This is a genomic window from Pseudomonas sp. BMS12, from assembly GCF_001592875.1.
Taxonomy (GTDB): Bacteria; Pseudomonadota; Gammaproteobacteria; order Pseudomonadales; family Pseudomonadaceae; genus Aquipseudomonas.
In genome coordinates, this window is sequence record NZ_LSOF01000012.1 from 29304 (window position 1) to 54632 (window position 25329).

Here is a 25329-nt window from a genome sequence, read left to right on the forward strand (position 1 = left end):
AACTGCGCATCGAAGACCGCAAGGGCCAGGAGCAGATCTATATCCACGCCCAAAAGGACTGGGACGAGAACGTCGAGAACGACCAGAAGATCCGCATCGGCCACGAACGACACGACAGGGTGGAGGCCAACAGCTACACCGAGCTCAAGGCCGAGGAGCACCACACCACCCAGCTTGATCGCAAAGTGGAAGTGAAGGCAGAAGACCACCTGACCATCGCCCAGAACCAGCACATCAAGCTCGGCACCGCCCAGCTGACCAAGGCCGGCCGCGAGATCCACCTCAAGGCCGGGCAGAAAATGGTCATCGAAGCCGGCGTCGAACTCACCCTCAAGGCCGGCGGCAGCTTCATAAAACTCGACCCCGGCGGCATCACCCTGGTCGGCCCCCTGGCCAAACTCAACGCCGGCGGCGCGCCGGGGTCAGGTACCGGGATTGCCCTCAAGCAACCGCTGCAGCCGGGGATGGCGGACAGGGACAAGGCGGGGAATCTGTTGGACGAGGCGGCAGTAAATAGCAGGGAAAACGTTCTTCTATCCCCCCTGCGCATGCTCAACTTCTCCAGCTAAATCAGGACTCGCGCATCACCAGATGCCTCCAAGGAACAGGACAGATTCATATCGCCATGGCAGACAACACACCAATCAAGTGGGCTTATCCCTTCCCAGCCAAACCAACCTCGACTGGCAGCAGCGCTAGCGACACCAGCAACCCTGAGTTGTATTTCCAGGCGCTGGCAAAAGCCAAAGACGGCTTCTATCCGATGGGTGCCAGTGGCTTATGGCATGGCGGCGTGCACTTCGACGAAGGTACGGCTACCTGCCTCGATCAGTCAGAGGTGAAGTGCATTGCCGACGGCGAAGTGGTCGCCTATCGGATCGACGAGCAGTACCCCAGAACTACCTATGGTGAAGGCCCGACAGCAGTACATCTGCCATTCTCGACCGGCTTCGTACTGGTCAAACACCTGCTGAAGTTCCCAGCTCTACCGGTCGAACCGAGCACAGACGAAGCCGCAGTCACCACGCCAACCGCCACACCGGAGCTGACCTTCTACAGCTTGTATATGCACCTGTTGGACTGGGCTGGTTATCAGGCCCAACCCAGCATGAAACGCCCCAGCTTTTGGGGTAATGGCTTGTGCAAGGTAAAAGCCGATGCACCGGACAAGCTGCAGGGACTAAACGTCCGCGCCCACTACAAGGTAGCCCTCGGCCACGCGGATCGATCAGCCTACGAGAATATCCTGGCGACACTGCCTCGCGGCACAATCGTCGAGGCAGAGAGCGGATCTGAAGCCGAGCATGGCAACTGGATAAAACTGGCCAGCATCACGCCGGCTATCGACGGTCTTGAGCCCAGCAACTGCTGGGCTTACAAACCAGAGATGAAAAGTCTGGGCGACAGTCGCTATCTAGTAAGCGAAGGTGCCAAAGACCCTATCGCACCAACGCAGCAGGGGCTCAATGTGCGATCAGCCAGCTCCAAGGGCGACATCATTGCCCTTCTGCCGGTTGGTGCGCAGCTACGCATCAGCTCGGATGGCGCAGCGAGCAAGTACCGCAAACTGGAAGAGATCATCAGCGGCGCCCCTGTACCTGCTCTGTCTGCCGACAGCAGTGGCAAGCTTCCAGGCTATGTCTGGCTGGACTTTCTGGAGACCACCAACGAACCCAAGGCTCATGACGGCAGCGTGGTGGTGCTGGATCAACCGGTAGCCATCAAGGCAGGCGAGCTGATTGGACATATCGGCCAATACCAGAACTTCGACGATGCACGCCCCAGATCGGTGCTGCACCTGCAAACCTTTACCTGCGACGATCTTCCCGCCTTTATCGAGCAGTGCCGCTCTTTAGCAGAGAAGTTGCCAGACGATCAAAAAACCCTGATCAAGGTACATGTCGATACCAAGATGGCCCAGGCGCCTGCAGCGGATAGCACGGTCGCTGCGGAACGGAACGTAAGGCTGTGCAGCGACTCCCCCAAGGAAGGCTGCTGGGCCAAGGTGCAGCAATATGTGGAACTCAAAGCCAAGAAGGCTGGATTCGGTGCTTATGACAGCGCGAAGAACTGCTACCCGATGGATGCCGCCAAGAAGGCCGAGCTGGCCAGCGAGTTTGGCCTTGCCGAGGATGAGCTCCCTGACTCTGCCGAGTTTCTCTTGGAAAGCTACAAGGATGACGGCAGCGACATGCACTCCGGCAAGAGTGGCATCCCGGCAACTCACGTACGGCGCAAAGTCGGACTGCGCCTGAAGACACCGCTTTGGGTACAACGCAGCCAATTGAGCGAAAACGGTCAGCGTGTCAGCACCAGCGGTGAGCTTCCCGCCTGGAAAGACTTCCCTCTGAGTAATGGACTGGACGGTAAATTGTGTGGCTATGAGCGCATTTTGCAGCGCGCATCCTGGAGCAGCCTTGATCATCAACACAAAGCCATAGCCCCCGACAATATTCGCTGGTGGTACGTCAATGTGGCTGACGCCAGTGGTAAGGACATCTCCGGCTGGGCTCCGGAGCTAGACCCAATCATTACGCTGCACTCCCCGTGGGAGTGGGCGGGTTTTACCTCTATCGAGGATCAGCAGCCAATGGACGCACAGCTCGCCCGCCAACTCAATGCCGAAGGCAGCCTCCGTGGCTCGGAGCCTGAGCGCTATCAAGCCAAGATAGACGCCACGGAACGTGGCCCAGTTCTTAGCAAGTTATACGACATCATTGATCTACCAGGTGCCGATAATCGAAAAGACAGGAAATTGACTGCCGATGAAATTCGAACCGCTCTCGGAAAACCTTGGCTCGCTCAGCAGCTTTCGCAGCTAGTGACCAAGTACGAAAGTGAGTGGTTTTGGAATAAAGGTAAATGGAATGCGCTTGATTCATTACTGGCGCCAAACCCAGACCAATCTAACCCTAATTGGGAAGCAGAGAAAAAACGCATTGAAACACTGAGTTGGTGGGAGCAATTAAATAGCAAGCACGCTATAGGCCCTATAAACAAAACCTGGAACATCCATCCAATTGGCATACTGAACAGTTTTTCTAAAGAATCAGCTAACCTTATTACACTTGAAATGCTTAACACGGCGAAACCTAGCACAGATGAAGAATATTATATATCCATACTTCCTTACTTAAACAAGTACGCCAGAGCCTACAACATAGACTCTCCTCTACTAATAGCACACTTCCTCTCTCAGGTCGGCCATGAGAGTGGATTTAAAGTAAAATCAGAAGACCTAAATTATTCTGCAAAAAGAATGAGAGAGGTTTTTGGCTGCAAAAGAAACATAAAAGGATATAACAAAGAAACTGATGAATGCCTTATTCTCCCGCGCCTAAGACCTAAGCTGTGGTCAGAAGAAAGCAAGTATGCTCACAACGCAGAAAATCTTGGAAATTATGTATATGCAGAAAAAAATGGGAATGCTGACGAAGCAAGTGGTGATGGTTACAAATATAGAGGGCGCGGAATAATCCAACTAACCACAAAAAACAATTATATAAGCTATAACAGAATCCATAATGAAAAAAATCCAGAAGACCCTCAAGATTTCATAAACAATCCAGATCTAATAATTGAAAATCTCGAATACGGAATAGAGTCCGCTTTTGTCTGGTGGGACATGAACAAACTAAATATTCAAATAGAGAATTCATACTCCCGGCGAGGCGAAGAAAACATCAAAGAACATGTCGCTGACATTTCTGAAATTGTAAATGGTGGGACCATAGGCTTGCCGGAGAGAGTTAAGTTATTCAATAAAGTAAGAGAAATAGTCAAAAAGGAATTAACACATTGAGATACATATTTCTACTCTTATTTTTTCTCTCATCCAATATAAAAGCCATAGAAATCCAATTAGATCCGAAATTTTTAGAGCGGGAGAAAATTAAACTCAATTATGTAGAAAGCCCAACAGGCGGACATGACTTGAGGGGAGAGCTTGTCTCCCCTAGTGGGAAAATAACAGTCCTACCTGATGACTGCCCCTCAGAAGGAGGAGACCCTCAACTAGGAGAAGTATATACACTAAATTTACCGCATGAATTATTGATAATAAACTGCATATATCAAATAAATCACAGCGGGCTGGGTATAAAGGGAAAGGATTACAAGGCGCTAGTATTTGAAAACAAAGACAAGAAGATATATCAACGCAAGGATATTGAGAAGTTAATTTCTGGCTATGAGGGGTCATCAGAAGACGGAGATTACTATTATTTTTACTACAATGACAAAACACTCGCAACATTAAAAATAATCGAATCATCCGCCAACTCAAACGAAGACTCTCTAATATTAGCGCATAAGGTTATATTAATGAGGCTTAAAAATCATGATTACGGCGCGATAGAGAACTACGCCTCAGTCAATAGAGTTAAAAACCTAATATCAACCCATCCGATAACACTGGAAACATCCGGCGCATACAACGACATCGGATATTCATTATCAGAAATAGGCAAAGAAAAAGAGGCATTAGATTTATTCTATGCAATAGAGAAAATATCTCCAGAAAGAACAGTTTTAATGCTAAACATAGCGGACTCTTTATGGAGAAAGAACGAAAGAAAACAGGCAAAAGAATATTATTTAAAATATAAAAAGAACATGGACAAAACAGGACGAAGTAAACGCATACCTTCGCGCGTTGAGGAAAGAATAAAATAGCAAGACAATAGGAGACGGATCACGCTTTCTGTGCGTAATTTTGGTCCGCCACCTATTTACCAGACGCTGAAAAGCTGACTATCCGAGCATGGTTCAGCGTGGCAAGCAGTAGGGCTCAGAGATGTATCTCTGCGCCTTTGATGCCAAGTAGCCGAAGGTCTTCGATCAAGCTATTAAGGTCGCAAAAAGACTCCACTTGCTCCTGGTCATCGACCAGGAAGAAGCTAGTGCCCACTCCCTTCTTCAACAGCACGATCCATTCCCGGGTATTGGCCGGATTGGCGATGATATGGGTGTCAAAAAGCACACCCTGAGCCTGCTTGCTCTGTATGTCCTCACGTCGCATCAGCTGCCCCCCTGCTTACTCAACCGTCACGCTCTTGGCCAGGTTGCGCGGCTGGTCTACATCCGTGCCCTTGAGCACCGCCACGTAGTACGACAGCAGCTGCAGCGGCAGGGTATAGAGGATCGGCGCCAGTACGTCGTGGATATGCGGCATGGCTACCACGTGGGTGCCTTCGCCGTTGCCCAGGCCGGCCTGTTCGTCGGCAAAGACGATCAGCTGGCCGCCGCGGGCGCGGACTTCCTGCAGGTTGGATTTGAGTTTTTCCAGCAGTTCGTTGTTCGGCGCCACGGTAACTACCGGCATGTCGGCGTCGACCAGGGCCAGCGGGCCGTGCTTGAGCTCGCCGGCCGGGTAGGCTTCGGCGTGGATGTAGGAGATTTCCTTGAGCTTGAGCGCGCCCTCCATGGCCACCGGGAACTGAGCACCACGGCCGAGGAACAGGGTGTGGTGCTTCTCGGCGAACAGTTCGGCGACTTTCTCCACGGTCTTGTCCATGGCCAGTGCTTCGCCGAGGCGAGTCGGCAGGCGGCGCAGTTCCTCCACCAGCTCTGCGGCGACACCGGCTTCCAGTCGACCATTCACCTGACCGAGGGCCAGGGTCAGCAGCAGCAGGCCGACCAGTTGGGTGGTGAAGGCCTTGGTCGAGGCCACACCGATTTCCGGGCCGGCCAGAGTCAGCAGACACAGGTCGGACTCGCGTACCAGCGAGCTGGTGCCGACGTTGCAGATGGCCAGGCTGGCCAGATAACCGGCTTGCTTGGCATTACGCAGGGCGGCCAGGGTGTCGGCGGTCTCACCGGACTGGGAGATGGTGACGAACAGGCTGTCGGGCTGCACGGCGACCTTGCGGTAGCGGAACTCGCTGGCCACTTCGATCTGGCAGGGAATGCCGGTCAACGCCTCCAGCCAGTAACGGGCGACCATGCCGGCGTGGTAGCTGGTGCCGCAGGCAACGATCTGCACGTTGCGCACCTTGGCGAACAGCTCGGCGGCCTGCGGGCCGAAGGCCTGGACCAGCACATGGTCGCTGCCCAGGCGGCCTTCCAGGGTGTGTTGCACGACCTTCGGCTGCTCGTGGATTTCCTTGAGCATGAAGTGACGGTACTCGCCCTTGTCAGCGGCCTCGGCACCTTCGTGGTACTGCACGGCTTCACGCTGCACGGATTGCCCGGCGACATCCCAGATTTGCAGGCTGTCGCGGCGAATTTCGGCGATATCGCCTTCTTCCAGGTAGACAAAACGGTCAGTGACCTGACGTAGGGCGAGCTGGTCGGAGGCAAGGAAGTTCTCGCCCAGACCCAGGCCGATCACCAGTGGGCTGCCGCTGCGGGCGGCGAGGATACGATCCGGCTGCTGGGCGCTGACGACCGCCAGGCCATAGGCACCATGCAGCTCGGGGATGGCAGCCTTGAGTGCGGCGGTAAGGTCACCCAATTCGGCCAGCTTGTGGTGCAGCAGGTGGACGATGGTCTCGGTGTCGGTGTCTGAGGTGAACACATAGCCCAGGCCCTTGAGGCGCTCGCGCAATTCTTCGTGGTTCTCGATGATGCCGTTGTGCACCACGGCCAACTGTTCCGCAGAAAAGTGCGGGTGGGCATTGCGTTCGCTCGGCGCTCCGTGGGTGGCCCAGCGGGTGTGGGCGATACCCAGGTGGCCGGTCAGCGGCTCGCCGGCCAGCGCCTGCTCCAGCTCGGCGACCTTGCCGACACGGCGACGACGCTGCAGTTCGCCGGCCTGGGTAAATACCGCCACGCCGGCGCTGTCATAGCCGCGGTATTCGAGGCGCTTGAGGCCTTCGACCAAGATCGGGGTGATGCTGCGTTCGGCGACGGCGCCAACGATGCCACACATGGCTGTTCTCCTTCAGGGCTGGGCGCTGGCGATGATCAACTGGACCCCGCGCGCACGTATCTGTTCGGCCACCCGGCTATCCAGGCGGTCGTCGGTAATCAGGGTCTGGACGCTGCCCCAGGGCAGTTCCAGGTTGGGAATCTTGCGGCCGACCTTGTCGCTCTCGACCATCACCACCACATCGCGCGCCACTTCGGCCATGACCCGGGACAGGCCGAGCAGCTCGTTGAAAGTGGTGGTCCCGCGCTCCAGGTCGATACCGTCGGCGCCGATGAACAGCTGGTCGAAATCGTAGGAGCGCAGTACCTGCTCGGCCACCTGGCCCTGGAACGACTCCGAATGCGGGTCCCAGGTGCCGCCGGTCATCAACAGCACCGGCTCGTGTTCGATGTCGCGCAGGGCATTGGCCACATTCAGCGAGTTGGTCATCACCACCAGCCCAGGCTTGCGGCCCAACTGCGGAATCATCGCCGCCGTGGTGCTGCCACTGTCGATGATGATGCGTGCATGTTCGCGGATCAGCCCCACTGCGGCGCGGGCGATGGCCTGTTTGATGGGGGAAACGGGTTGTGCCGGTTCGCCGATCAGCTCTTGCGGCATGGGGACCGCACCGCCGTAGCGGCGCAACAGCAGACCGTTGCGCTCCAGCTCGGCCAGGTCCTTACGAATCGTAACTTCGGAGGTGGCGAAGTGCTGCGCCAGGGCATCCACGACCACCTCGCCCTGCTCGGCGAGCAGGGCGAGGATCGCATGACGGCGCTGGGGCGTATTGCGTTTCGACATTTAAGTTTCGATTCGAAAGATAAGTGCACGAATCAAAACCTAATGAAAGCTTTTGGTCAAGCGGCAGATGGACGAAAGGCGGCCAAAGCCGCCTTTCGCTTAAACCGAAGAATTCCTACTTCGGCGCCTTTTGCGGCCGTTTCCAGCTTTCGATATTGCGCTGCTTGGCGCGGCCGACAGCCAGGGTTTTGGCCGGCACATCCTGGGTCACGGTGGAGCCGGCGCCGGTAGTGGCGCCATCACCGAGAGTCAGCGGTGCCACAAGCGAGCTGTTGGAGCCGATGAACACGTCCTCGCCCATTACGGTGCGGGACTTGTTGGCGCCGTCGTAGTTGCAGGTGATGGTGCCTGCGCCGATGTTGGTCCGTGCGCCGATCTCGGCGTCGCCCAGGTAGCTCAGGTGACCGGCCTTGGCACCCTCACCCAGCACCGCGTTCTTCAACTCGACGAAGTTCCCGACATGGGCCTTGGCACCCAGTTTGGCGCCGGGGCGCAGTCGGGCGAACGGGCCGCAGTCGGCGCCCTCGCCCAGCTCGGCACCTTCCAGGTGGCTATTGGCTTTGACGATGGCGCCTTTGCGCAGGGTGCTGTTCTTGATTACGCAGTTGGGGCCGATCTGCACGTTATCTTCGATGACGACCTGGCCTTCGAGAATCACGTTGACGTCAATCAGCACATCGCGACCGACCGTAACCTCGCCACGCAGATCGAAGCGGGCCGGATCGAGCAGGGTCACGCCCTGGACCATCAGGCTGCGCGCGGCGCGCTGCTGGTAGTAGCGCTCCAGCTGAGCCAGCTGGATACGGTCGTTAGCGCCGAGCACTTCCATCTCGTCCTTGGCGGTTTCGGTGGCCACTACCAGGCCGTCGGCCACCGCCATGGCGATCACGTCGGTGAGGTAATACTCGCCCTGGGCGTTGCTGTTGGACAGCCGGCCAAGCCAGTCGCCGAGACGCTTGCCCGGTACGGCGAGGATGCCGGTATTGCCTTCGCGAATGGCGCGCTGGGCCTCGCTGGCGTCCTTGTGTTCGACGATGGCCTGCACCACGCCGGCCTGGTCGCGAATGATGCGGCCGTAACCGGTCGGATCGACCAGATTAACGGTCAACAGGCCGAGCTGAGCGTCGCTGGCCTGTGCCAGCAAGCCTTGCAGGGTCTCGACCCGGGTCAACGGCACATCGCCGTAGAGGATCAGCACCTTGTCCGCCTCGATGTGCGGCAGCGCCTGAGCCACGGCATGGCCGGTACCCAGCTGCTCGGCCTGCAGCACAAAGTCGACGTCATCCGCCGCCAGGCGCTCACGCACCAGTTCCGCGCCATGCCCGATCACCACATGAATCTTGCGGGGAGAAAGCTGACGTGCCGTATCGATGACGTGGCCGAGCATGGACTTGCCGGCGACCGGATGCAGCACCTTGGGCAGGGCCGAACGCATGCGGGTGCCCTGGCCGGCGGCGAGGATGACGATATCGAGGGACATGTGGAGATCCTGAGCAGACACAGGCGCATGAGCACCTGTGGATAAAAACGGCAGAAAAGAAAAAGGGTAGCCAAGGCTACCCTTTCTCCCAACGCTGTTGAAGCCGGAGGCCTTAGCCGCCGAACTTCTTGCGCAGTTGCTGGACGGTGCGCAGCTGGGCTGCAACCTCGGCCAGGTGAGCGGCGGCGGAACCGTAGTCGAACTCCGCGCCTTGCTCGTGCAGAGCCTTCTCGGCGGCCTTGAGGGCCTCCTGGGCTGCAGCTTCGTCGATGTCGGCAGCGCGCTGCACGGTGTCGGCCAGGACCTTCACCATGTTCGGCTGGACTTCGAGGAAGCCACCAGAGATGTAGAACACCTCCGCTTCGCCACCCTGCTTGATCAGACGGATCGGACCCGGCTTGAGGTCGGTGATCAGTGGCGCGTGGCCCGGGGCGATACCGAGATCACCCAGGTTGCCGTGCGCAATCACCATCTCGACCAGACCGGAGAAGATCTCCGCTTCTGCGCTGACGATGTCGCAATGGACTGTCATAGCCATATCTAGCCTCACATGAGCGCCCGTTGCCGGGCGCACAGGGGATTACAGTTTCTTGGCTTTCTCGATTGCTTCGTCGATGCTGCCAACCATGTAGAACGCCTGCTCCGGCAGGTGATCGTAGTCACCTTTCAGAATGCCGCTGAAACCAGCGATGGTGTCCTTCAGGGAAACGTACTTGCCTGGCGAGCCGGTGAAGACTTCGGCCACGAAGAACGGCTGCGACAGGAAGCGCTGGATCTTACGAGCGCGGGCTACCAGTTGCTTGTCGTCTTCGGACAGTTCGTCCATGCCGAGGATCGCGATGATGTCCTTCAGCTCTTTGTAGCGCTGCAGCACGTACTGAACGCCGCGAGCGGTGTCGTAGTGCTCCTGGCCGATGACGTTCGGATCCAGCTGACGGCTGGTGGAGTCCAGCGGGTCAACGGCCGGGTAGATACCCAGGGAAGCGATGTCACGGGACAGAACGACGGTGGCGTCCAAGTGGGCGAAGGTGGTCGCCGGGCTCGGGTCGGTCAGGTCGTCCGCGGGTACGTATACGGCCTGTACCGAGGTGATCGAGCCGTTCTTGGTGGAGGTAATACGCTCCTGCAGAACGCCCATCTCTTCGGCCAGGGTCGGCTGGTAACCTACTGCGGAAGGCATACGGCCCAGCAGTGCGGATACTTCGGTACCGGCGAGGGTGTAACGGTAGATGTTGTCGACGAACAGCAGAACGTCACGACCTTCGTCACGGAACTTCTCGGCCATGGTCAGGCCGGTCAGCGCAACGCGCAGACGGTTGCCTGGCGGCTCGTTCATCTGACCGTAGACCAGGGCCACTTTGTCGAGAACGTTGGAGTCCTTCATCTCGTGGTAGAAGTCGTTACCCTCACGAGTACGCTCACCCACACCAGCGAACACGGAGTAACCGCTGTGTTCCATGGCGATGTTACGGATCAGTTCCATCATGTTTACGGTCTTGCCGACACCGGCACCACCGAACAGACCGACTTTACCGCCCTTGGCGAACGGGCAAACCAGGTCGATTACCTTGATGCCGGTTTCCAGCAGGTCGTTGCCGCCCGCTTGCTCGGCGTAGGACGGCGCAGCGCGGTGGATTTCCCACTGCTCTTCTTCGCCAATCGGGCCAGCTTCGTCGATCGGGTTACCCAGTACGTCCATGATCCGGCCCAGGGTCGCTTTACCGACCGGTACGGAGATGGCCTTGTGGGTGCGGGTGACGTCCAGGCCACGCTTCAGACCTTCGGTCGAGCCCATGGCAATGGAACGAACCACGCCGTCGCCCAGCTGCTGCTGAACTTCTAGGGTGGTCTCGGCGCCAACTACTTTCAGCGCTTCATAGACACTCGGCACTTGATCACGCGGGAATTCCACGTCGATAACGGCGCCGATGATTTGAACGATACGTCCGCTACTCATCTTTGGTTCCTCTGAATATTTGAACCGTTCTTAAACCGCGGCAGCGCCGCCGACGATTTCCGAAATTTCCTGGGTGATCGCTGCCTGACGCGCCTTGTTGTAAATCAGCTGCAGGCCTTTGATCAGATCGCCAGCGTTGTCGGTGGCGTTCTTCATCGCGATCATCCGGGCCGCTTGTTCAGCCGCGTTGTTCTCGACCACCGCCTGGTACACCTGCGACTCCACATAACGCACCATCAGGCCGTCGAGCAGCTGTTTGGCGTCGGGTTCGTACAGGTAATCCCAGTGATGCTTGAGTTCAGCTTCCGGAGTCGCCACCAGCGGAACGAGCTGCTCCACTGTCGGCTTTTGCGTCATGGTATTGATGAACTTGTTCGAGACCACGGACAGACGATCGATGCGACCTTCGAGGTAAGCATCGAGCATCACCTTGACCGAACCGATCAGATCGTTGATCGAGGGTTCTTCGCCCAGGTGGCTGATCGCAGCAACGACATTGCCACCAAAGTTGCGGAAGAACGCCGCACCCTTGCTGCCAATAACGCAGAGATCAATCTCCACGCCTTGCTCGCGATTGCTCGTCATGTCCTTGACCAGAGCCTTGAACAGGTTGGTATTCAGACCACCACACAGACCACGGTCGGAGCTCACCACCACGTAACCGACACGCTTCACTTCACGCTCGATCATGAACGGGTGACGGTATTCCGGGTTGGCGTTGGCCAGATGACCAATCACCTGACGGATACGCTCCGCGTAGGGGCGGCTGGCAGCCATGCGCATTTGTGCTCTGCGCATCTTGCTGACCGCCACCTTTTCCATGGCGCTGGTGATCTTCTGCGTGCTTTTGATGCTCGCAATCTTGCTGCGAATCTCTTTTGCGCCTGCCATGTAACACCTATCAGGTTAGCAAGCGGGGACCTCGCGATCCCCGCTGCGGCTTACCAGGTTTGGGTGGCCTTGAACTTCTCGATACCGGCTTTCAGCTGGCCATCGATGTCGTCATTGAAGTCGCCCTTCTCGTTGATCTTCGCCATCAGAGCGGCGTTCTCACGGTTGAAGTAGGCGATCAGGGCCTGCTCGAAGCTGATGATCTTGGCGACTTCGATGTCGACCAGGAAGCCACGCTCGGCGGCGTACAGCGACAGGGCCATGTCGGCAATCGACATCGGCGCGTACTGCTTCTGCTTCATCAGCTCGGTTACACGCTGACCATGCTCAAGCTGCTTGCGGGTGGCTTCGTCCAGGTCAGAAGCGAACTGGGCGAAAGCCGCCAGTTCACGGTACTGAGCCAGAGCGGTACGGATACCACCGGAGAGCTTCTTGATGATCTTGGTCTGCGCAGCACCACCCACGCGGGATACCGAGATACCGGCGTTGACGGCCGGACGGATACCCGAGTTGAACATGGCCGATTCCAGGAAGATCTGACCGTCGGTGATGGAAATCACGTTGGTCGGAACGAACGCGGAAACGTCGCCAGCCTGGGTTTCGATGATCGGCAGAGCGGTCAGGGAACCGGTCTTGCCAGTCACGGCGCCATTGGTGAACTTCTCGACGTACTCTTCGGAAACGCGGGAAGCGCGCTCCAGCAGACGGCTGTGGAGATAGAACACGTCGCCCGGGTAAGCTTCGCGGCCCGGCGGACGGCGCAGCAGCAGGGAGATCTGGCGGTAGGCTACGGCCTGCTTGGACAGGTCGTCGTACACGATCAGGGCGTCTTCACCGCGGTCGCGGAAGTATTCGCCCATGGTGCAACCGGCGTACGGAGCCAGGAACTGCAGAGCAGCCGACTCGGAAGCGCTAGCAGCAACAACGATGGTGTTGGCCAGGGCGCCAGCTTCTTCCAGCTTGCGCACTACGTTGGCGATGGTCGATTGCTTCTGACCGATGGCTACGTAGACGCAGCGGATGCCGCTGTTCTTCTGGTTGATGATGGCGTCGACGGCCAGGGCAGTCTTACCGATCTGACGGTCACCGATGATCAGCTCGCGCTGGCCACGGCCTACCGGGATCATGGCGTCAACCGACTTGTAACCGGTCTGTACCGGCTGGTCGACCGACTTACGCCAGATCACGCCCGGTGCAACTTTTTCAACGGCGTCGGTGGCCTGAGCATTGATCGGGCCTTTGCCGTCGATCGGGTTACCCAGTGCGTCGACGACGCGACCCAGCAGTTCCGGACCAACCGGGACTTCCAGGATGCGGCCGGTGCACTTGGCACTCATGCCTTCGGCGAGGCTGGTGTATGCACCCAGCACTACGGCACCGACGGAGTCTTGCTCCAGGTTCAGCGCCATACCGTAGACGCCGCCCGGGAACTCGATCATTTCGCCGTACATGACGTCGGCCAGACCGTAGATACGCACGATACCGTCAGAAACGGATACCACGGTACCTTCGTTGCGGGCTTGGGAAGAGACGTCGAGTTTCTCGATACGTCCCTTGATGATTTCACTAATTTCGGAAGGATTGAGTTGCTGCATTGCTCTGCTGCCCCTTCAAACTCAAGATTTCAACGCTTCGGCAAGCTTCGCGATTTTGCCGCGAACCGAGCCATCGATAACCAGGTCGCCTGCGCGGATAACCACACCACCGATAAGGGCGGCGTCTTCCGTCACATGCAGACGCACTTCTCGGCTGAGCCGTGCGTTGAGAACCTTGGCGAGTTTGTCTTGCTGTTCTGTGCTCAATGCAAAGGCACTGGTCACTTCCACGTCCACCGACTTTTCCTGCTCGGCCTTGTACAGGTCGAACTGGGCGGCGATTTCCGGCAACAGGTCGAGACGACCGTTTTCGGCTACCACGGAAATGAAGTTACGTGCCTGGGCGTCGAACTTGTCACCACACACTTCGTTGAAAGTGGTGGCCTTGTCTGTACTCGTCAAACGCGGGGCCTTGAGTACGCGCTGCATGGTGTCGTCTTGCGACACTGCCGCAGCCAGGCCGAGCATGGCTGACCAAGAGGCCAGTTGCTGGTGGGCCTGAGCGTGCTCGAAGGCCGCCTTGGCGTAAGGTCGGGCCAGCGTGGTCAGTTCTGCCATGATCGCCCTCGCTTAGATTTCGGCGGCCAGTTTGTTAACCAGCTCCGCATGCGCGTTTTGATCGATGGATGCACCCAGGATCTTCTCGGCACCGCCGACGGCCAGGGCACCCACTTGGGCACGCAGGGCGTCTTTGACGCTGTTCAGTTCCTGTTCGATCTCGGCCTGAGCCTGAGCCTTCACACGGTCAGCTTCGACACGAGCCTGATCACGGGCTTCGTCGACGATCTGAGTGCCGCGCTTCTTGGCCTGCTCGATGATCTCGGCGGCCTGGGCCTTGGCTTCACGCAGTTGCTGAGCAACTTTCTCGTGGGCCAGCTCCAGATCGCGAGCCGCACGGTTGGCGGCGTCCAGACCTTCAGCGATCTTCTTCTGGCGTTCGCGCAGAGCCGTGATGACCGGAGGCCATACGAACTTCATGCAGAACAGCACGAAAATGAAGAACGCAACGGCCTGTCCAATCAGGGTTGCATTAATGTTCACGCCAACACCTCGCTCGTTCGTTGTTCGTCACACCAATCACTCGAAAGCGAGTGATTAGCCGGCGATTTGACCAACGAAGGGGTTCGCGAAGGTGAAGAACAGGGCGATACCCACACCGATCATGGTCACGGCGTCCAGCAGGCCGGCGACGATGAACATTTTGACCTGCAGCATCGGAACCATTTCCGGCTGGCGAGCAGCGCCTTCCAGGAACTTACCGCCCAGCAGGCCGAAGCCAATGGCAGTACCCAGAGCGCCCAGGCCGATCAGCAGGGCAACAGCAATCGCGGTGAGACCAACTACAGTTTCCATTTTTCCTCCCGACTTTTACGTCGTATTGGTTTAGGGGTTGAAGCGATAAAGCGGTTTTTCGTTACCCCAAGAGGCAAGTGCCTCTTAGTGGTTGTCTTCGTGGGCCATCGACAGGTAGACGATGGTCAACATCATGAAGATGAAGGCCTGCAGGGTGATGATCAGGATGTGGAACACCGCCCACGCCCAGTTCAACGCCACGCCCAGGGTGCTCAGCAGGAACAGGCCGCTGCCGAACATCACGGCGATCAGGATGAAGATCAGTTCGCCGGCATACATGTTGCCGAACAGACGCAGAGCCAGGGAAATCGGCTTGGCGATCAGGGTGACGAACTCGAGCAGGAAGTTGACCGGGATCAGCAGGATCTGCACGGCGATGTTCTTGCTACCAAACGGGTGCAGGGTCAGTTCGCCGAGGAAGCCGCCGATACCCTTGACCTTGATGCTGTAGAAGACGATCAGGGCAAACACCGACAGGGCCATGCCCAGGGTGGCGTTCGGGTCGGTGGTCGGTACCACGCGGAAGAACAGGTGGTCGTTGCCGGTAATGGCAGCGGCGGCCATCGGCAGGAAGTCCACCGGCACCAGGTCCATCAGGTTCATCAGGAAGATCCAGACGAAGATGGTCAGCGCCAGCGGCGCGATCAGGTTGTTACGGCCGTGGAAGGTGTCCTTGACACTGCCGTCAACGAACTCGACCAACACTTCGACGAAGTTCTGCAGAGCGCCCGGCTGGCCGCTGGTAGCGCGCTTGGCGGCCATGCGGAAGATCAGCACGAACAACAGACCGAGCAGGACGGACCAGCCCAGAGTATCGACGTGGAAGGCCCAGAAGCCCATTTCCTTTGCTTCTTGCGCGGTGTGGGCGAAGCCCCAGTTGCCATTCGACAGTTGCCCGAAAGTCAGGTTCTGCAGGTGGTGCTGGATGTAGCCCGAAGCGGTTTGTTCTGCCATGTTTGCCTCAAACGCTCTAAGGTCTCGAAAGTCTTGTTCTCATCAGCAGCGGTGCGAACCAGCCAACGCTCAGCGCCAGCACGAATACGCCGAACAGAGCCGGCGCCTCCAGTGGTTTCACCACTACGAACGTCAGTGCAAACAGCACTGCCGTCAGAATCAGCTTGCCCGCCTCGCCGGCATAAAAAGACCGGACGATGCTTTGGGCTGCCCGGGCACCGCTGAAGCGGAAGGCCTTGTGGGCGAAATACAGATTGGGGATCCAGGCAATCAGTCCCCCGCAGAGTCCCGAGTAGCCACTTACCGCGCCGCGCCAGACATAAAGAAGGGCAGCAGCCAGCAGAATCGTGGCCAGTTGGGCCAGCAACACCGGAAATACCGGCAGACGATGGAAAGGCAGGCGGTTGGGCGTGCGGGCATCCATCTTGCTGTTCCTCTGGGTCGGCACGTTAAATCAACAACTTGGCATACTTTGTGCCGACAAAATGCGCGCAGAGTATAGGGGCGGTTCCCCACCCGTTCAACAGGCCGGTAGTGAATTCCGACCGCCCGCTACATGTGCAAATGTGTCCGGATTTAGCGGATGTGGGCGAGGACGCCCTGCAGTTCGTCCAGGGAACTATATCGAATCACCAGTTGTCCCTTGCCCTTCTGCCCGTGCTTGATCTGCACGGGAGCCCCTAGCTTCTCGGCCAGACGCTGTTCCAGGCGATTGATATCCGGATCGGCCTTGACCTTCTCGGCAGGTTTTTCCTTGCTGTTCAACCACTGACGCACCAGTGCCTCGGTTTGGCGCACGGTGAGGCCGCGTGCGACAACATGTCGCGCGGCTTCGACCTGCTGTTCCAGCGGCAGACCGAGCAGAGCACGGGCATGACCCATCTCCAGGTCACCATGGGACAGCAGGGTCTTGATCTCTTCCGGTAGGGCAATCAGGCGCAGCAGGTTGGTGATGGTCACCCGCGACTTGCCCACGGCATCGGCGACCTGCTGCTGGGTCAGCTCGAACTCCTGCTGCAGACGCTGCAGGGCCACGGCCTCCTCGATCGGATTGAGGTCTTCGCGCTGGATGTTTTCGATCAGCGCCATGGCGATGGCGGCCTCGTCCGGCACTTCGCGAACCATGGCCGGGATCCTGTCCAGACCCGCCTGCTGACTGGCGCGCCAACGGCGCTCGCCGGCGATGATCTCGAAACGCCCCTCACCCAGGGGACGCACGACAATCGGCTGCATCACCCCCTGAGCCTTGATCGAGTTGGCCAGCTCTTCCAGGGCGGCCGGGTCCATGTCACGGCGCGGCTGGTACTTGCCACGCTGGATCAGCTCCAGCGGCAGGTACTGCAGTTCGCGGCTGTCGACCTTGACCGCTTCCTCTTCCAGGGTGGCGGCGGTGTTACCGCCGAGCAGGGCGTCCAGGCCGCGGCCGAGTCCTCGTTTCTTGGTGGCCATGGGATTCCTTATACGGTTGCGGTTTTCGCGGCGGCGCGCTGACGGCGGACCAGTTCGCCGGCCAGGGCCAGGTAGGCGATGGCGCCACGCGATTGCTTGTCGTAGGCGAGCGCCGGCATGCCGAAGCTGGGCGCCTCGGCCAGGCGCACATTGCGCGGGATGACGACGTCGTACAGCTGGTCACCGAAGTGTTCCTTGAGCTGGGCGGAAACGTCGTTGGTCAGGCTGATGCGCGGGTCATACATGGTGCGCAGCAGGCCTTCGATCTTCAGGCTCGGGTTGAGCAGCGAGCCGATGCGCTGGATGCTGTTCATCAGGTCGCTCAACCCTTCCAGCGCGTAGTACTCGCACTGCATGGGGATGATCACGCCGTCGGCAGCGACCAGGGCGTTGACCGTGAGCATGGACAGCGCCGGCGGGCAGTCGATGAGGATGTAGTCGTAGTTCTCGCGGATCGGCGCCAGCGCGTAACGCAGACGGCTCTCCTTCATCTTCATCTCGAGCAGGGCAACTTCGGCGGCGGTCAGGTCGCGGTTGGCCGGCAGCAGCTGGTAACCACCGTGCTCGGAGAACTGCATGGCCTCGCCGACGGTGCTTTCGCCGATCAGCACGTCGTAGATGGAATGCTCCAGGGTCTGCTTATCCACACCACTGCCCATGGTGGCGTTGCCCTGGGGATCGAGGTCGATCAGCAGCACGCGGCGCTTGGTGGCGACCAGCGAGGCGGCCAGGTTGATGCAGGTGGTGGTCTTGCCCACCCCGCCTTTCTGATTGGCGATCGCGAATACCTTGGCCATCTTCTGCTTCCCCTTAGACCGAGCGACGCAGTATCAACAGATGGCGCTGACCTTGGCAACCGGGAACCTTGAGCACTTCGCAGCTTTGCAGACGGAAGTCCGCCGGCAGGGCCTGCAGTTCGTCATCAGGCTGCACGCCCTTCATCGCCAACCAGTGGGTAGCGGTGTCGCCGAGGTGACGGGTCCAGTTGCTGAAGTCTTCCAGCGAGCTGAAGGCCCGCGAGCAGATACCGGTGAAGGGATGTTCCGGCTGAAACTCCTCGACCCTGCTGTGGATAACTTCCAGATTGGCCAGCTTGAGCTCCAGCTTCACCTGAGTGAGGAAGCGGGTCTTCTTGCCATTGGAATCGAGCAGGGTGAAGCGTCGCTCGGGAAACAGGATCGCCAGGGGAATCCCGGGCATGCCGCCACCGCTGCCGACGTCCAGCCAATGGTCGCCGTACTGGGCAACGAAGGGCACCACGGACAGGCTATCGAGCAGGTGGCGCGAAACCATTTCGTCCGGGTTGCGCACGGCCGTTAGGTTATAGGCCTTGTTCCACTTAATCAGCAGAGCCAGGTAGGCCAGCAGTTGCTCGTGCTGCAGGGCAGAGAGCTCGACCCCGAGAGCCTGCGCGCCTTGCGTCAGTTCATCGGCATGGCGGGAAGTCACGACTGACATCAGGCGCTCTGCTCCAGTTTCTGTCCGGCATCGCGCTTCTTCAGGTGAATCAGCAGCAGGGAAATGGCCGCCGGGGTCACTCCGGGAATGCGACCGGCCTGGCCGAGCGTCTCCGGTCGAGTCTGACCGAGCTTGCCCTGGATTTCCTTGGACAGGCCGGAAATGCCGGCGTAGTCCAGATCAGCTGGCAGGCGGGTGTCCTCGCTGGCACGCAGGCGAGCGATCTCTTCCTGTTGACGGTCGATGTAGCCGGCGTACTTGGTCTTGATCTCGACCTGCTCGGCAACCTGGGCATCCACGCTTGGAGCCTCGGTCACTTCGGCCAGGCCGGCGTAGTCGATTTCCGGGCGGGCCAGCAGGTTGAGCAGGTTGTACTCATGGGCCAGCGGCGTGCCGAAGCGCGCGGCGATGGCATCGCCCTGAGGGGTGCCCGGGCGCACCCAGGTGCTCTTCAGGCGCTGTTCTTCCTGGACGATACCCTCGCGCTTGGCCTCGAAGGCTGCCCAGCGCACGTCGTCGATCAGACCCAGCTCGCGGCCCTTGGTCGTCAGGCGCAGGTCGGCGTTGTCCTCACGCAGGATCAGCCGGTACTCGGCGCGCGAGGTGAACATGCGATACGGCTCCTGGGTGCCCAGGGTGATCAGGTCATCGACCAGCACGCCGATGTAGGCCTCATCGCGGCGCGGGCACCAGGCTTCCTTGCCCTGGGCGCGCAGCGCGGCGTTGGCGCCAGCCAGCAGGCCCTGGGCACCGGCTTCTTCGTAGCCGGTGGTGCCGTTGATCTGCCCGGCGAAGAACAGGCCGCCGATAACCTTGGTTTCCAGGCTGTACTTCAGATCGCGCGGGTCGAAGTAGTCGTACTCGATGGCATAGCCAGGCCGCACGATGTGTGCGTTCTCCATGCCGCGGATGGAGCGCACGATCTCCAGCTGCACGTCGAACGGCAGCGAGGTGGAGATGCCGTTGGGATACAGCTCGTGGGTGGTCAGGCCTTCCGGCTCGATGAACACCTGGTGGCTGTCCTTGTCGGCGAAGCGATGGATCTTGTCTTCGATCGACGGGCAGTAGCGCGGGCCGATGCCTTCGATCACGCCCGAATACATCGGCGAGCGATCCAGGTTGCTGGCGATGATTTCGTGAGTGCGCGCGTTGGTGTGGGTCATCCAGCAGCTGATCTGCTTCGGATGCATCGCCTGGTTGCCGAGAAAGGACATCACCGGGGTCGGGGTATCACCCGGTTGCTCGGTCATCTGCGAGAAGTCCACCGAACGGCCGTCGATACGCGGCGGCGTACCGGTCTTCAGGCGACCAACGCGTAAAGGCAGCTCGCGCAGGCGCTTGGCCAGGGCGTTCGAGGGCGGGTCGCCGGCACGGCCGCCGGAATAGTTCTGCAAACCAATGTGGATAAGTCCGCCGAGGAAGGTGCCAGTGGTCAGTACCACGCTGTCGGCCATGAAACGCAGGCCCATCTGGGTGACTACGCCCTTGACCTGGTCCTGTTCGACGATCAGGTCGTCGGCAGACTGCTGGAATATCCACAGGTTGGCCTGGTTCTCAAGGATTTCCCGCACGGCGGCCTTGTACAGCACGCGGTCTGCCTGAGCACGCGTGGCGCGTACTGCCGGACCCTTGCGGCTGTTGAGCACGCGGAACTGGATACCGCCCTTGTCGGTGGCCAGAGCCATGGCGCCGCCGAGAGCATCGATTTCCTTGACCAGGTGGCTCTTGCCAATCCCACCGATAGCCGGGTTGCAGCTCATCTGGCCGAGGGTTTCCACGTTGTGGGTCAGCAGCAGGGTCTTCACGCCCATGCGTGCGGCTGCCAGCGCAGCTTCGGTACCGGCGTGGCCGCCGCCGATCACGATCACGTCAAAACGGGAAGGGAAATCCACCACGCACCTCGTGCCTGTAGAGAAGGGAGAAATAGGAAGGGGCGCAAGTATAGGGATTTAGGCGTGGTGAATGAAGCCTTCTGCACAAAAAATAGCCAGCAGGTCAGTCTTCAGGTTTATAGAGAATAAGAAGAAGAATTTTTATAAAGCCTTATTTTTATGTTTATGAATGGTAAGAGGCTTTTCTGTGGATAACCTGATACAGCCCTTATCCAGCGGGAGCTACAGGGAATGATAAGGCTGTGTTGATCCTGCCACTTTCCCCTGAACAAGCTGATCGCGAGCTGTGGATTAAACATGCTTTTATGCACAGGCCTGCTTATCTTCAGCTTTCAGGCCCAGTTATCGACCGGGCTCAGGCTGGGTTTTCCACAGGGCTTAAGTCGATATTTGGCACGCTTTGGATAACCTCCCGGCAGGGGGAAACCGCCGGAATTGGCAGGCAGGTAGCGCGGAAAGGGGTCTATTTGCCGATACAGAAGCTGGAGAAGATGCGACCGAGCAGATCGTCGGAGCTGAACGCGCCGGTGATTTCCCCCAGTGCCTGCTGGGCTTGGCGCAGGTCTTCGGCCAGCAGCTCACCGGCGCCCTGCAGGGTCAGCTGGGCACGGCCATGCTCCAGGCTGGTTTGCGCCTGACGCAGCGCCTCTAGATGACGACGACGAGCGCTGAAGCCACTCTCGGCGGTCTGCTCGAAGCCCATGCAGGCCTTGAGGTGCTCGCGCAACAGATGGAGCCCGGCGCTGGACTTGGCCGACAGGGCGAGGGTGACGTGACCATCGCTGCAGGTTTCCAGGCTGACCTCTTCGCCAGACAGGTCGGCCTTGTTGCGGATCAGGGTCACTCGTGCCGGATCCGGTCGGCTGTCGAGAAACTCGGGCCACAGGGCGAAGGGATCGGCCGCTTCCGGGGCGGTGGAGTCGACCACCAGCAGCACACGATCGGCCTCGCCTATGGCCTTGAGCGCACGCTCCACACCGATGCGCTCGACCTGGTCGTCGGTAGCGCGCAGACCAGCGGTGTCGACTACATGCAGTGGCATGCCGTCGATGTGGATATGTTCGCGCAGCACGTCGCGGGTGGTCCCGGCGATATCGGTGACGATAGCCGCCTCACGCCCGGCCAGAGCGTTGAGCAGGCTGGATTTGCCGGCGTTGGGCCGGCCGGCGATGACCACGTTCATACCGTCGCGCAGCAGGGCACCTTGTCCGGCCTCGCGCAGCACTGTGGATAAGTATTCGCGCACCTGATCCAGCTGGCTCAGCACATGGCCATCGGCGAGGAAGTCGATCTCCTCTTCGGGGAAGTCGATGGCGGCCTCGACATAGATGCGCAGTTGAATCAGGCGTTCGGTCAGTTCGTGCACGCGGCGAGAGAACTCGCCTTGCAACGAGCGCAGGGCGTTGCGCGCGGCCTGGGTGGAGCTGGCCTCGATCAAGTCGGCGATGGCCTCGGCCTGGGCCAGGTCAAGCTTGTCGTTGAGGAAGGCGCGCTCGCTGAACTCGCCGGGACGGGCTTGGCGCGCGCCCAGCTGCAGGCAGCGCTGCAGCAGCATGTCCAGCACAACTGGGCCGCCATGCCCCTGCAGTTCCAGCACATCCTCGCCAGTGAAGGAGTTCGGGCCGGGGAAAAACAGCAGCAAGCCCTGATCGATCACCTCGCCGTCGGCGTCCTCCCAGGGTCCATAGTGAGCATGCCGCGGCTTCGGCTGCAGGCCACTGAGGCTGATGCCAATGGCACGTGCCTGGGGCCCGGACACCCGCACGATGCCGACTCCGCCACGCCCTTGGGCGGTGGCGACGGCGGCGATGGTTTCACGGGCTGTGCTCATATGCAGGCTCACTTGTGGATAACTGACAGATAGCAAAACGCCCCACGAGGGGGCGTCTTGTGCAGCTTAGCGGGTTCAGGCTTTCGCCGTGGCCGCTTCGATTCTGCGGGTAATGTACCACTGCTGGGCAATGGACAAGCAGTTGTTGACCACCCAGTACAGCACCAGACCGGCAGGGAACCAGAGGAAGAAGAAGGTGAAGATGATCGGCATCAGCTTCATCACCTTGGCTTGCATCGGGTCCGGCGGGGTTGGGTTGAGCTGCTGCTGGATGAACATGGTGGCGCCCATGATGATCGGCAGGAGGAAGAACGGATCCTTGATCGACAGGTCGGTGATCCACAGCAGCCACGGGGCTTGGCGCATCTCCACGCTTTCCAGCAGGGTCCAGTACAGGGCCAGGAACACTGGCATCTGCACCAGAATCGGCAGACAGCCACCCAGCGGATTGATCTTCTCTTTCTTGTACAGCTCCATCATGGCCTGGGACATCTTCTGGCGGTCGTCGCCATGCTGTTCCTTCAGTGCCTGCAGCTTGGGCGATACGGCGCGCATGCGCGCCATCGACTTGTAGCTGGCGGCGGACAGCGGGAAGAAGGCCAGTTTGATGATGATGGTCAGGACGATGATCGACCAGCCCCAGTTACCCAGCAGGCTGTGGATATGTTGCAACAACCAGAAGATCGGCTGGGCAATGAACCAGAGGATGCCGTAGTCCACGGTCAGCTCCAGGCCTGGGGACAGAGCCTTGAGGTGATCCTGGATTTTCGGGCCGGCGTACAGGGTGGCGCCGGTCTCGACACTGGCACCGCTGGCGACGCTCAGCTGCGGGCCGGTGAAACCGATGATGTAGTTGCCCTGGCCATCCTTGCGGGTCTGTACGGTATTGGTGCTGTCCTTGGAGGGAACCCAGGCGGTCACGAAATAGTGCTGCAGCCAGGCAACCCAGCCGCCCTGCACGGTCTCGCGCAGGCTCTTCTCGTCCATGTCGCCCATCTTCACCTTTTTATAAGGCTCGTTGGCGGTCCACATGGCTGCACCCAGATAGGTGGCGGTGCCGGTGGCGGTGGTGGACGAGGGGTCGGCGCTGTTGTCGCGTTTGAGCTGGGCGTAGAAATTACCGCTCCAGGCTTGGCCGCTCTGGTTGTCGATCTTGTAGGTGACGCCCAGGTCATACTGGCCGCGCTCGAAGGTGAAACGCTTGACGTAGTTGACGCCGCTTTCGGCATAGGTCAACTCGACTACCAGTTGATCCTGGCCGTCGGCCAGGGTGTAAGAGCGCTGAGCGCTGTTCCACAGGGCACGGCCACTGGACTTGTCCGGCGCGTTGCTGCCGATCAGACCGCTCTGTGCCAGATAGATACGCTCGCCACCGTTGTCGAACAGCTGGAAAGGCACTTCCGGACGATCCTGACGGCGCGGGTATTTCGGCAGAGTCAGCTGAACGATGTCGCCGCCCTTGGGATCGATGGCCAGATCGAGCACGTCGGTTCTTACCCGAATCAGCTCGTCGCTGACAGCCACGGGAGCCGCCAGTTGCGTGTTGGCTTCGCCTGTGGCGGTGGGCACGTCATCGCCTGCGTTGCTGGCGATCGGGGTATCCGCCAGGGCAGCTGGGGTGCCTCCGACCGTGGCGCTGGCACTGGCCGGAAGTGCGGCCTGGCCGTAGTCCTCGTTCCACTGCAACACCATCAGATAGGACACGATGGCCAGTGCGACGAGCAGGATCGAGCGTTGGATATCCATGGATTACTCGGTCAGCGAAGGAGAGGGAGAAAGAGCTGGAACCGGGTCATAGCCACCGGGATTCCAGGGATGGCAGCGGCTCAGGCGACGGATGCCAAGCCAGCCACCACGCAGCAAGCCATGAGTTTCGATGGCTTCCTGGGTGTAGCAGGAACAGCTGGGATAGAAGCGGCAGTGACTGGCCATCAAAGGGCTGATGGCATAGCGGTAGAACTGGATCGGGAGGATTGCCAGTTTACGCATGAGGGCTGTCGCTTACCCCGGGAGGTGAGGCTTCGTTACGCTGTCGAGCAAGGCGTTTCCAGAGTTTGCCGAATTGCTGATGCAGTTCGGGGTTTTCCAGATCGCCAAGCCCCTTGCGTGCTACCACGACAATGTCCAGACCGCCTAGCAACGCCTGATTGAGTCGGAACGAGTCCCTGATCAGGCGCTTGAGACGGTTGCGCTCAACGGAGAGCTTGACGCTTTTCTTGCCGATCACCAGCCCGAGTCGAGGATGATCCAGCTCGTTGGCGCGAGCGAGGAGCAGGACATTCTTGCCTGGTGCCTTGCCGCTAGGTGAGTCGAAGACCGATTTGAATTGCCGGGGGGTCAGCAGACGCTTTTCCCGGCCGAAGCCTTGACTCACCACCCGTTCCGGCTAATTAGACGGCGAGACGCTTGCGGCCCTTGGCGCGACGACGCGACAGGACGGCACGGCCGTTCTTGGTGGCCATGCGAGCGCGGAAACCATGGGTGCGAGCGCGCTTGAGGGTGCTGGGTTGGAAAGTGCGTTTCATGGTGATTTACCTGGGTGGTCCATACGGGCCGGAATGGCCCCCGTTTAAAGAGACCGGCGATTCTAGTGAAAGCGAGGGCCAAGGTCAATTTCCAACCAGCTTCCAATGAAGAAAGAAGATAAAAGGAAAGAAATTCTTTAAGAGCTTGATGTATTAACTGCTCTTAAGGGGGCCCTCGCCTGTGGGTAACCCCTCTCAGCGCCGGTCAGCCGGTGCTTGCAGCGAGGCATAAGCTTGTCGGTAAGTCGTGTGTGTCTTGTGCGGCACTGGTGCATGGGCTGTGGATCGAC

25 protein-coding genes are annotated in these 25329 nt (G+C 59.3%); 3 read left to right on the forward strand and 22 right to left on the reverse strand.

The features are described 5' to 3' along the window. The 3 genes from AYB31_RS11395 to AYB31_RS21500 all read left to right on the forward strand — a co-directional run. Positions 1–569 (forward strand): bacteriophage T4 gp5 trimerisation domain-containing protein (locus tag AYB31_RS11395; RefSeq protein ID WP_442961811.1); only part of this gene is annotated, 569 nt, incomplete at its 5' end. Between the two features lie 56 nt (positions 570–625). After that, entirely contained in the window at positions 626–3802 is a 3177-nt protein-coding gene (locus AYB31_RS21885) for a glycoside hydrolase family 19 protein (RefSeq protein WP_068828722.1), read from the forward strand. Further along, the gene (locus tag AYB31_RS21500) at positions 3799–4674 is read left to right on the forward strand and encodes a tetratricopeptide repeat protein (protein ID WP_153020704.1); all 876 of its coding nucleotides are present in this window, start codon (positions 3799–3801) and stop codon (positions 4672–4674) included. Before AYB31_RS21885 ends, AYB31_RS21500 begins: the two co-directional genes overlap by 4 nt. A gap of 115 nt (positions 4675–4789) precedes the next feature. Here AYB31_RS21500 and AYB31_RS11405 read toward each other — a convergent pair whose 3' ends face one another. The 22 genes from AYB31_RS11405 to rpmH all read right to left on the reverse strand — a co-directional run bounded on the left by AYB31_RS11405 (position 4790) and on the right by rpmH (position 25039). Beyond that, positions 4790–5020, reverse strand: coding sequence for a hypothetical protein (locus AYB31_RS11405; RefSeq protein ID WP_068828724.1), 231 nt, complete (start codon positions 5018–5020; stop codon positions 4790–4792). A gap of 15 nt (positions 5021–5035) precedes the next feature. Then, the gene (glmS, locus tag AYB31_RS11410) at positions 5036–6871 is read right to left on the reverse strand and encodes a glutamine--fructose-6-phosphate transaminase (isomerizing) (RefSeq protein ID WP_068828726.1); all 1836 of its coding nucleotides are present in this window, start codon (positions 6869–6871) and stop codon (positions 5036–5038) included. 12 nt (positions 6872–6883) lie between these two features. Further along, positions 6884–7654 (reverse strand): DeoR/GlpR family DNA-binding transcription regulator, encoded by a 771-nt coding sequence (locus tag AYB31_RS11415; RefSeq protein WP_068828727.1) that lies wholly within the window; start codon positions 7652–7654, stop codon positions 6884–6886. A gap of 115 nt (positions 7655–7769) precedes the next feature. Then, positions 7770–9134, reverse strand: a complete 1365-nt coding sequence (glmU, locus tag AYB31_RS11420) for a bifunctional UDP-N-acetylglucosamine diphosphorylase/glucosamine-1-phosphate N-acetyltransferase GlmU (protein WP_068828728.1) — start codon at positions 9132–9134, stop codon at positions 7770–7772. 112 nt (positions 9135–9246) lie between these two features. Beyond that, positions 9247–9672 (reverse strand): F0F1 ATP synthase subunit epsilon, encoded by a 426-nt coding sequence (locus AYB31_RS11425; protein ID WP_068828730.1) that lies wholly within the window; start codon positions 9670–9672, stop codon positions 9247–9249. A 42-nt stretch (positions 9673–9714) separates the two neighbouring features. After that, positions 9715–11091 (reverse strand): F0F1 ATP synthase subunit beta, encoded by a 1377-nt coding sequence (gene atpD / locus AYB31_RS11430; protein WP_068828732.1) that lies wholly within the window; start codon positions 11089–11091, stop codon positions 9715–9717. Between the two features lie 30 nt (positions 11092–11121). Continuing rightward, positions 11122–11982 (reverse strand): F0F1 ATP synthase subunit gamma, encoded by an 861-nt coding sequence (gene atpG, locus AYB31_RS11435; RefSeq protein ID WP_068828734.1) that lies wholly within the window; start codon positions 11980–11982, stop codon positions 11122–11124. A gap of 50 nt (positions 11983–12032) precedes the next feature. Next, entirely contained in the window at positions 12033–13577 is a 1545-nt protein-coding gene (gene atpA, locus AYB31_RS11440) for a F0F1 ATP synthase subunit alpha (protein WP_068828735.1), read from the reverse strand. Between the two features lie 21 nt (positions 13578–13598). Continuing rightward, entirely contained in the window at positions 13599–14135 is a 537-nt protein-coding gene (locus AYB31_RS11445; RefSeq protein WP_068828737.1) for a F0F1 ATP synthase subunit delta, read from the reverse strand. 12 nt (positions 14136–14147) lie between these two features. Further along, a complete protein-coding gene (locus tag AYB31_RS11450) occupies positions 14148–14618 on the reverse strand; it encodes a F0F1 ATP synthase subunit B (protein ID WP_068828738.1) in 471 nt (156 codons plus the stop codon). Positions 14619–14672: 54 nt separating this feature from the next. Then, positions 14673–14930 (reverse strand): F0F1 ATP synthase subunit C, encoded by a 258-nt coding sequence (atpE, locus tag AYB31_RS11455; protein ID WP_003097235.1) that lies wholly within the window; start codon positions 14928–14930, stop codon positions 14673–14675. 84 nt (positions 14931–15014) lie between these two features. Beyond that, positions 15015–15884, reverse strand: coding sequence for a F0F1 ATP synthase subunit A (gene atpB / locus AYB31_RS11460; RefSeq protein ID WP_068828740.1), 870 nt, complete (start codon positions 15882–15884; stop codon positions 15015–15017). 16 nt (positions 15885–15900) lie between these two features. Then, positions 15901–16308, reverse strand: coding sequence for a F0F1 ATP synthase subunit I (locus AYB31_RS11465; RefSeq protein ID WP_068828742.1), 408 nt, complete (start codon positions 16306–16308; stop codon positions 15901–15903). 152 nt (positions 16309–16460) lie between these two features. Beyond that, positions 16461–17333 carry a ParB/RepB/Spo0J family partition protein gene (locus tag AYB31_RS11470; protein WP_068828744.1) on the reverse strand — a complete coding sequence of 291 codons (873 nt, stop codon included), beginning with the start codon at positions 17331–17333 and terminating at the stop codon, positions 16461–16463. An 8-nt stretch (positions 17334–17341) separates the two neighbouring features. Further along, positions 17342–18130 carry a ParA family protein gene (locus tag AYB31_RS11475; protein ID WP_068828746.1) on the reverse strand — a complete coding sequence of 263 codons (789 nt, stop codon included), beginning with the start codon at positions 18128–18130 and terminating at the stop codon, positions 17342–17344. 13 nt (positions 18131–18143) lie between these two features. Further along, positions 18144–18791 (reverse strand): 16S rRNA (guanine(527)-N(7))-methyltransferase RsmG, encoded by a 648-nt coding sequence (gene rsmG / locus AYB31_RS11480; RefSeq protein ID WP_068828748.1) that lies wholly within the window; start codon positions 18789–18791, stop codon positions 18144–18146. Continuing rightward, a complete protein-coding gene (gene mnmG / locus AYB31_RS11485; RefSeq protein ID WP_068828750.1) occupies positions 18791–20683 on the reverse strand; it encodes a tRNA uridine-5-carboxymethylaminomethyl(34) synthesis enzyme MnmG in 1893 nt (630 codons plus the stop codon). Before mnmG ends, rsmG begins: the two co-directional genes overlap by 1 nt. Positions 20684–21146: 463 nt before the next feature. Beyond that, positions 21147–22514, reverse strand: coding sequence for a tRNA uridine-5-carboxymethylaminomethyl(34) synthesis GTPase MnmE (gene mnmE, locus AYB31_RS11490; RefSeq protein ID WP_068828751.1), 1368 nt, complete (start codon positions 22512–22514; stop codon positions 21147–21149). A gap of 75 nt (positions 22515–22589) precedes the next feature. Beyond that, positions 22590–24260 (reverse strand): membrane protein insertase YidC, encoded by a 1671-nt coding sequence (gene yidC, locus AYB31_RS11495; RefSeq protein WP_068828753.1) that lies wholly within the window; start codon positions 24258–24260, stop codon positions 22590–22592. A 3-nt stretch (positions 24261–24263) separates the two neighbouring features. Next, positions 24264–24503: a membrane protein insertion efficiency factor YidD gene (gene yidD, locus AYB31_RS11500; RefSeq protein ID WP_068828756.1), complete on the reverse strand. Its 240-nt coding sequence runs from the start codon at positions 24501–24503 to the stop codon at positions 24264–24266. Continuing rightward, positions 24496–24891 (reverse strand): ribonuclease P protein component, encoded by a 396-nt coding sequence (gene rnpA, locus AYB31_RS11505; RefSeq protein ID WP_068828758.1) that lies wholly within the window; start codon positions 24889–24891, stop codon positions 24496–24498. Before rnpA ends, yidD begins: the two co-directional genes overlap by 8 nt. Before the next feature lie 13 nt (positions 24892–24904). Then, positions 24905–25039, reverse strand: a complete 135-nt coding sequence (rpmH, locus tag AYB31_RS11510) for a 50S ribosomal protein L34 (protein ID WP_019340723.1) — start codon at positions 25037–25039, stop codon at positions 24905–24907. Between the last annotated feature and the right edge of the window lie 290 nt (positions 25040–25329).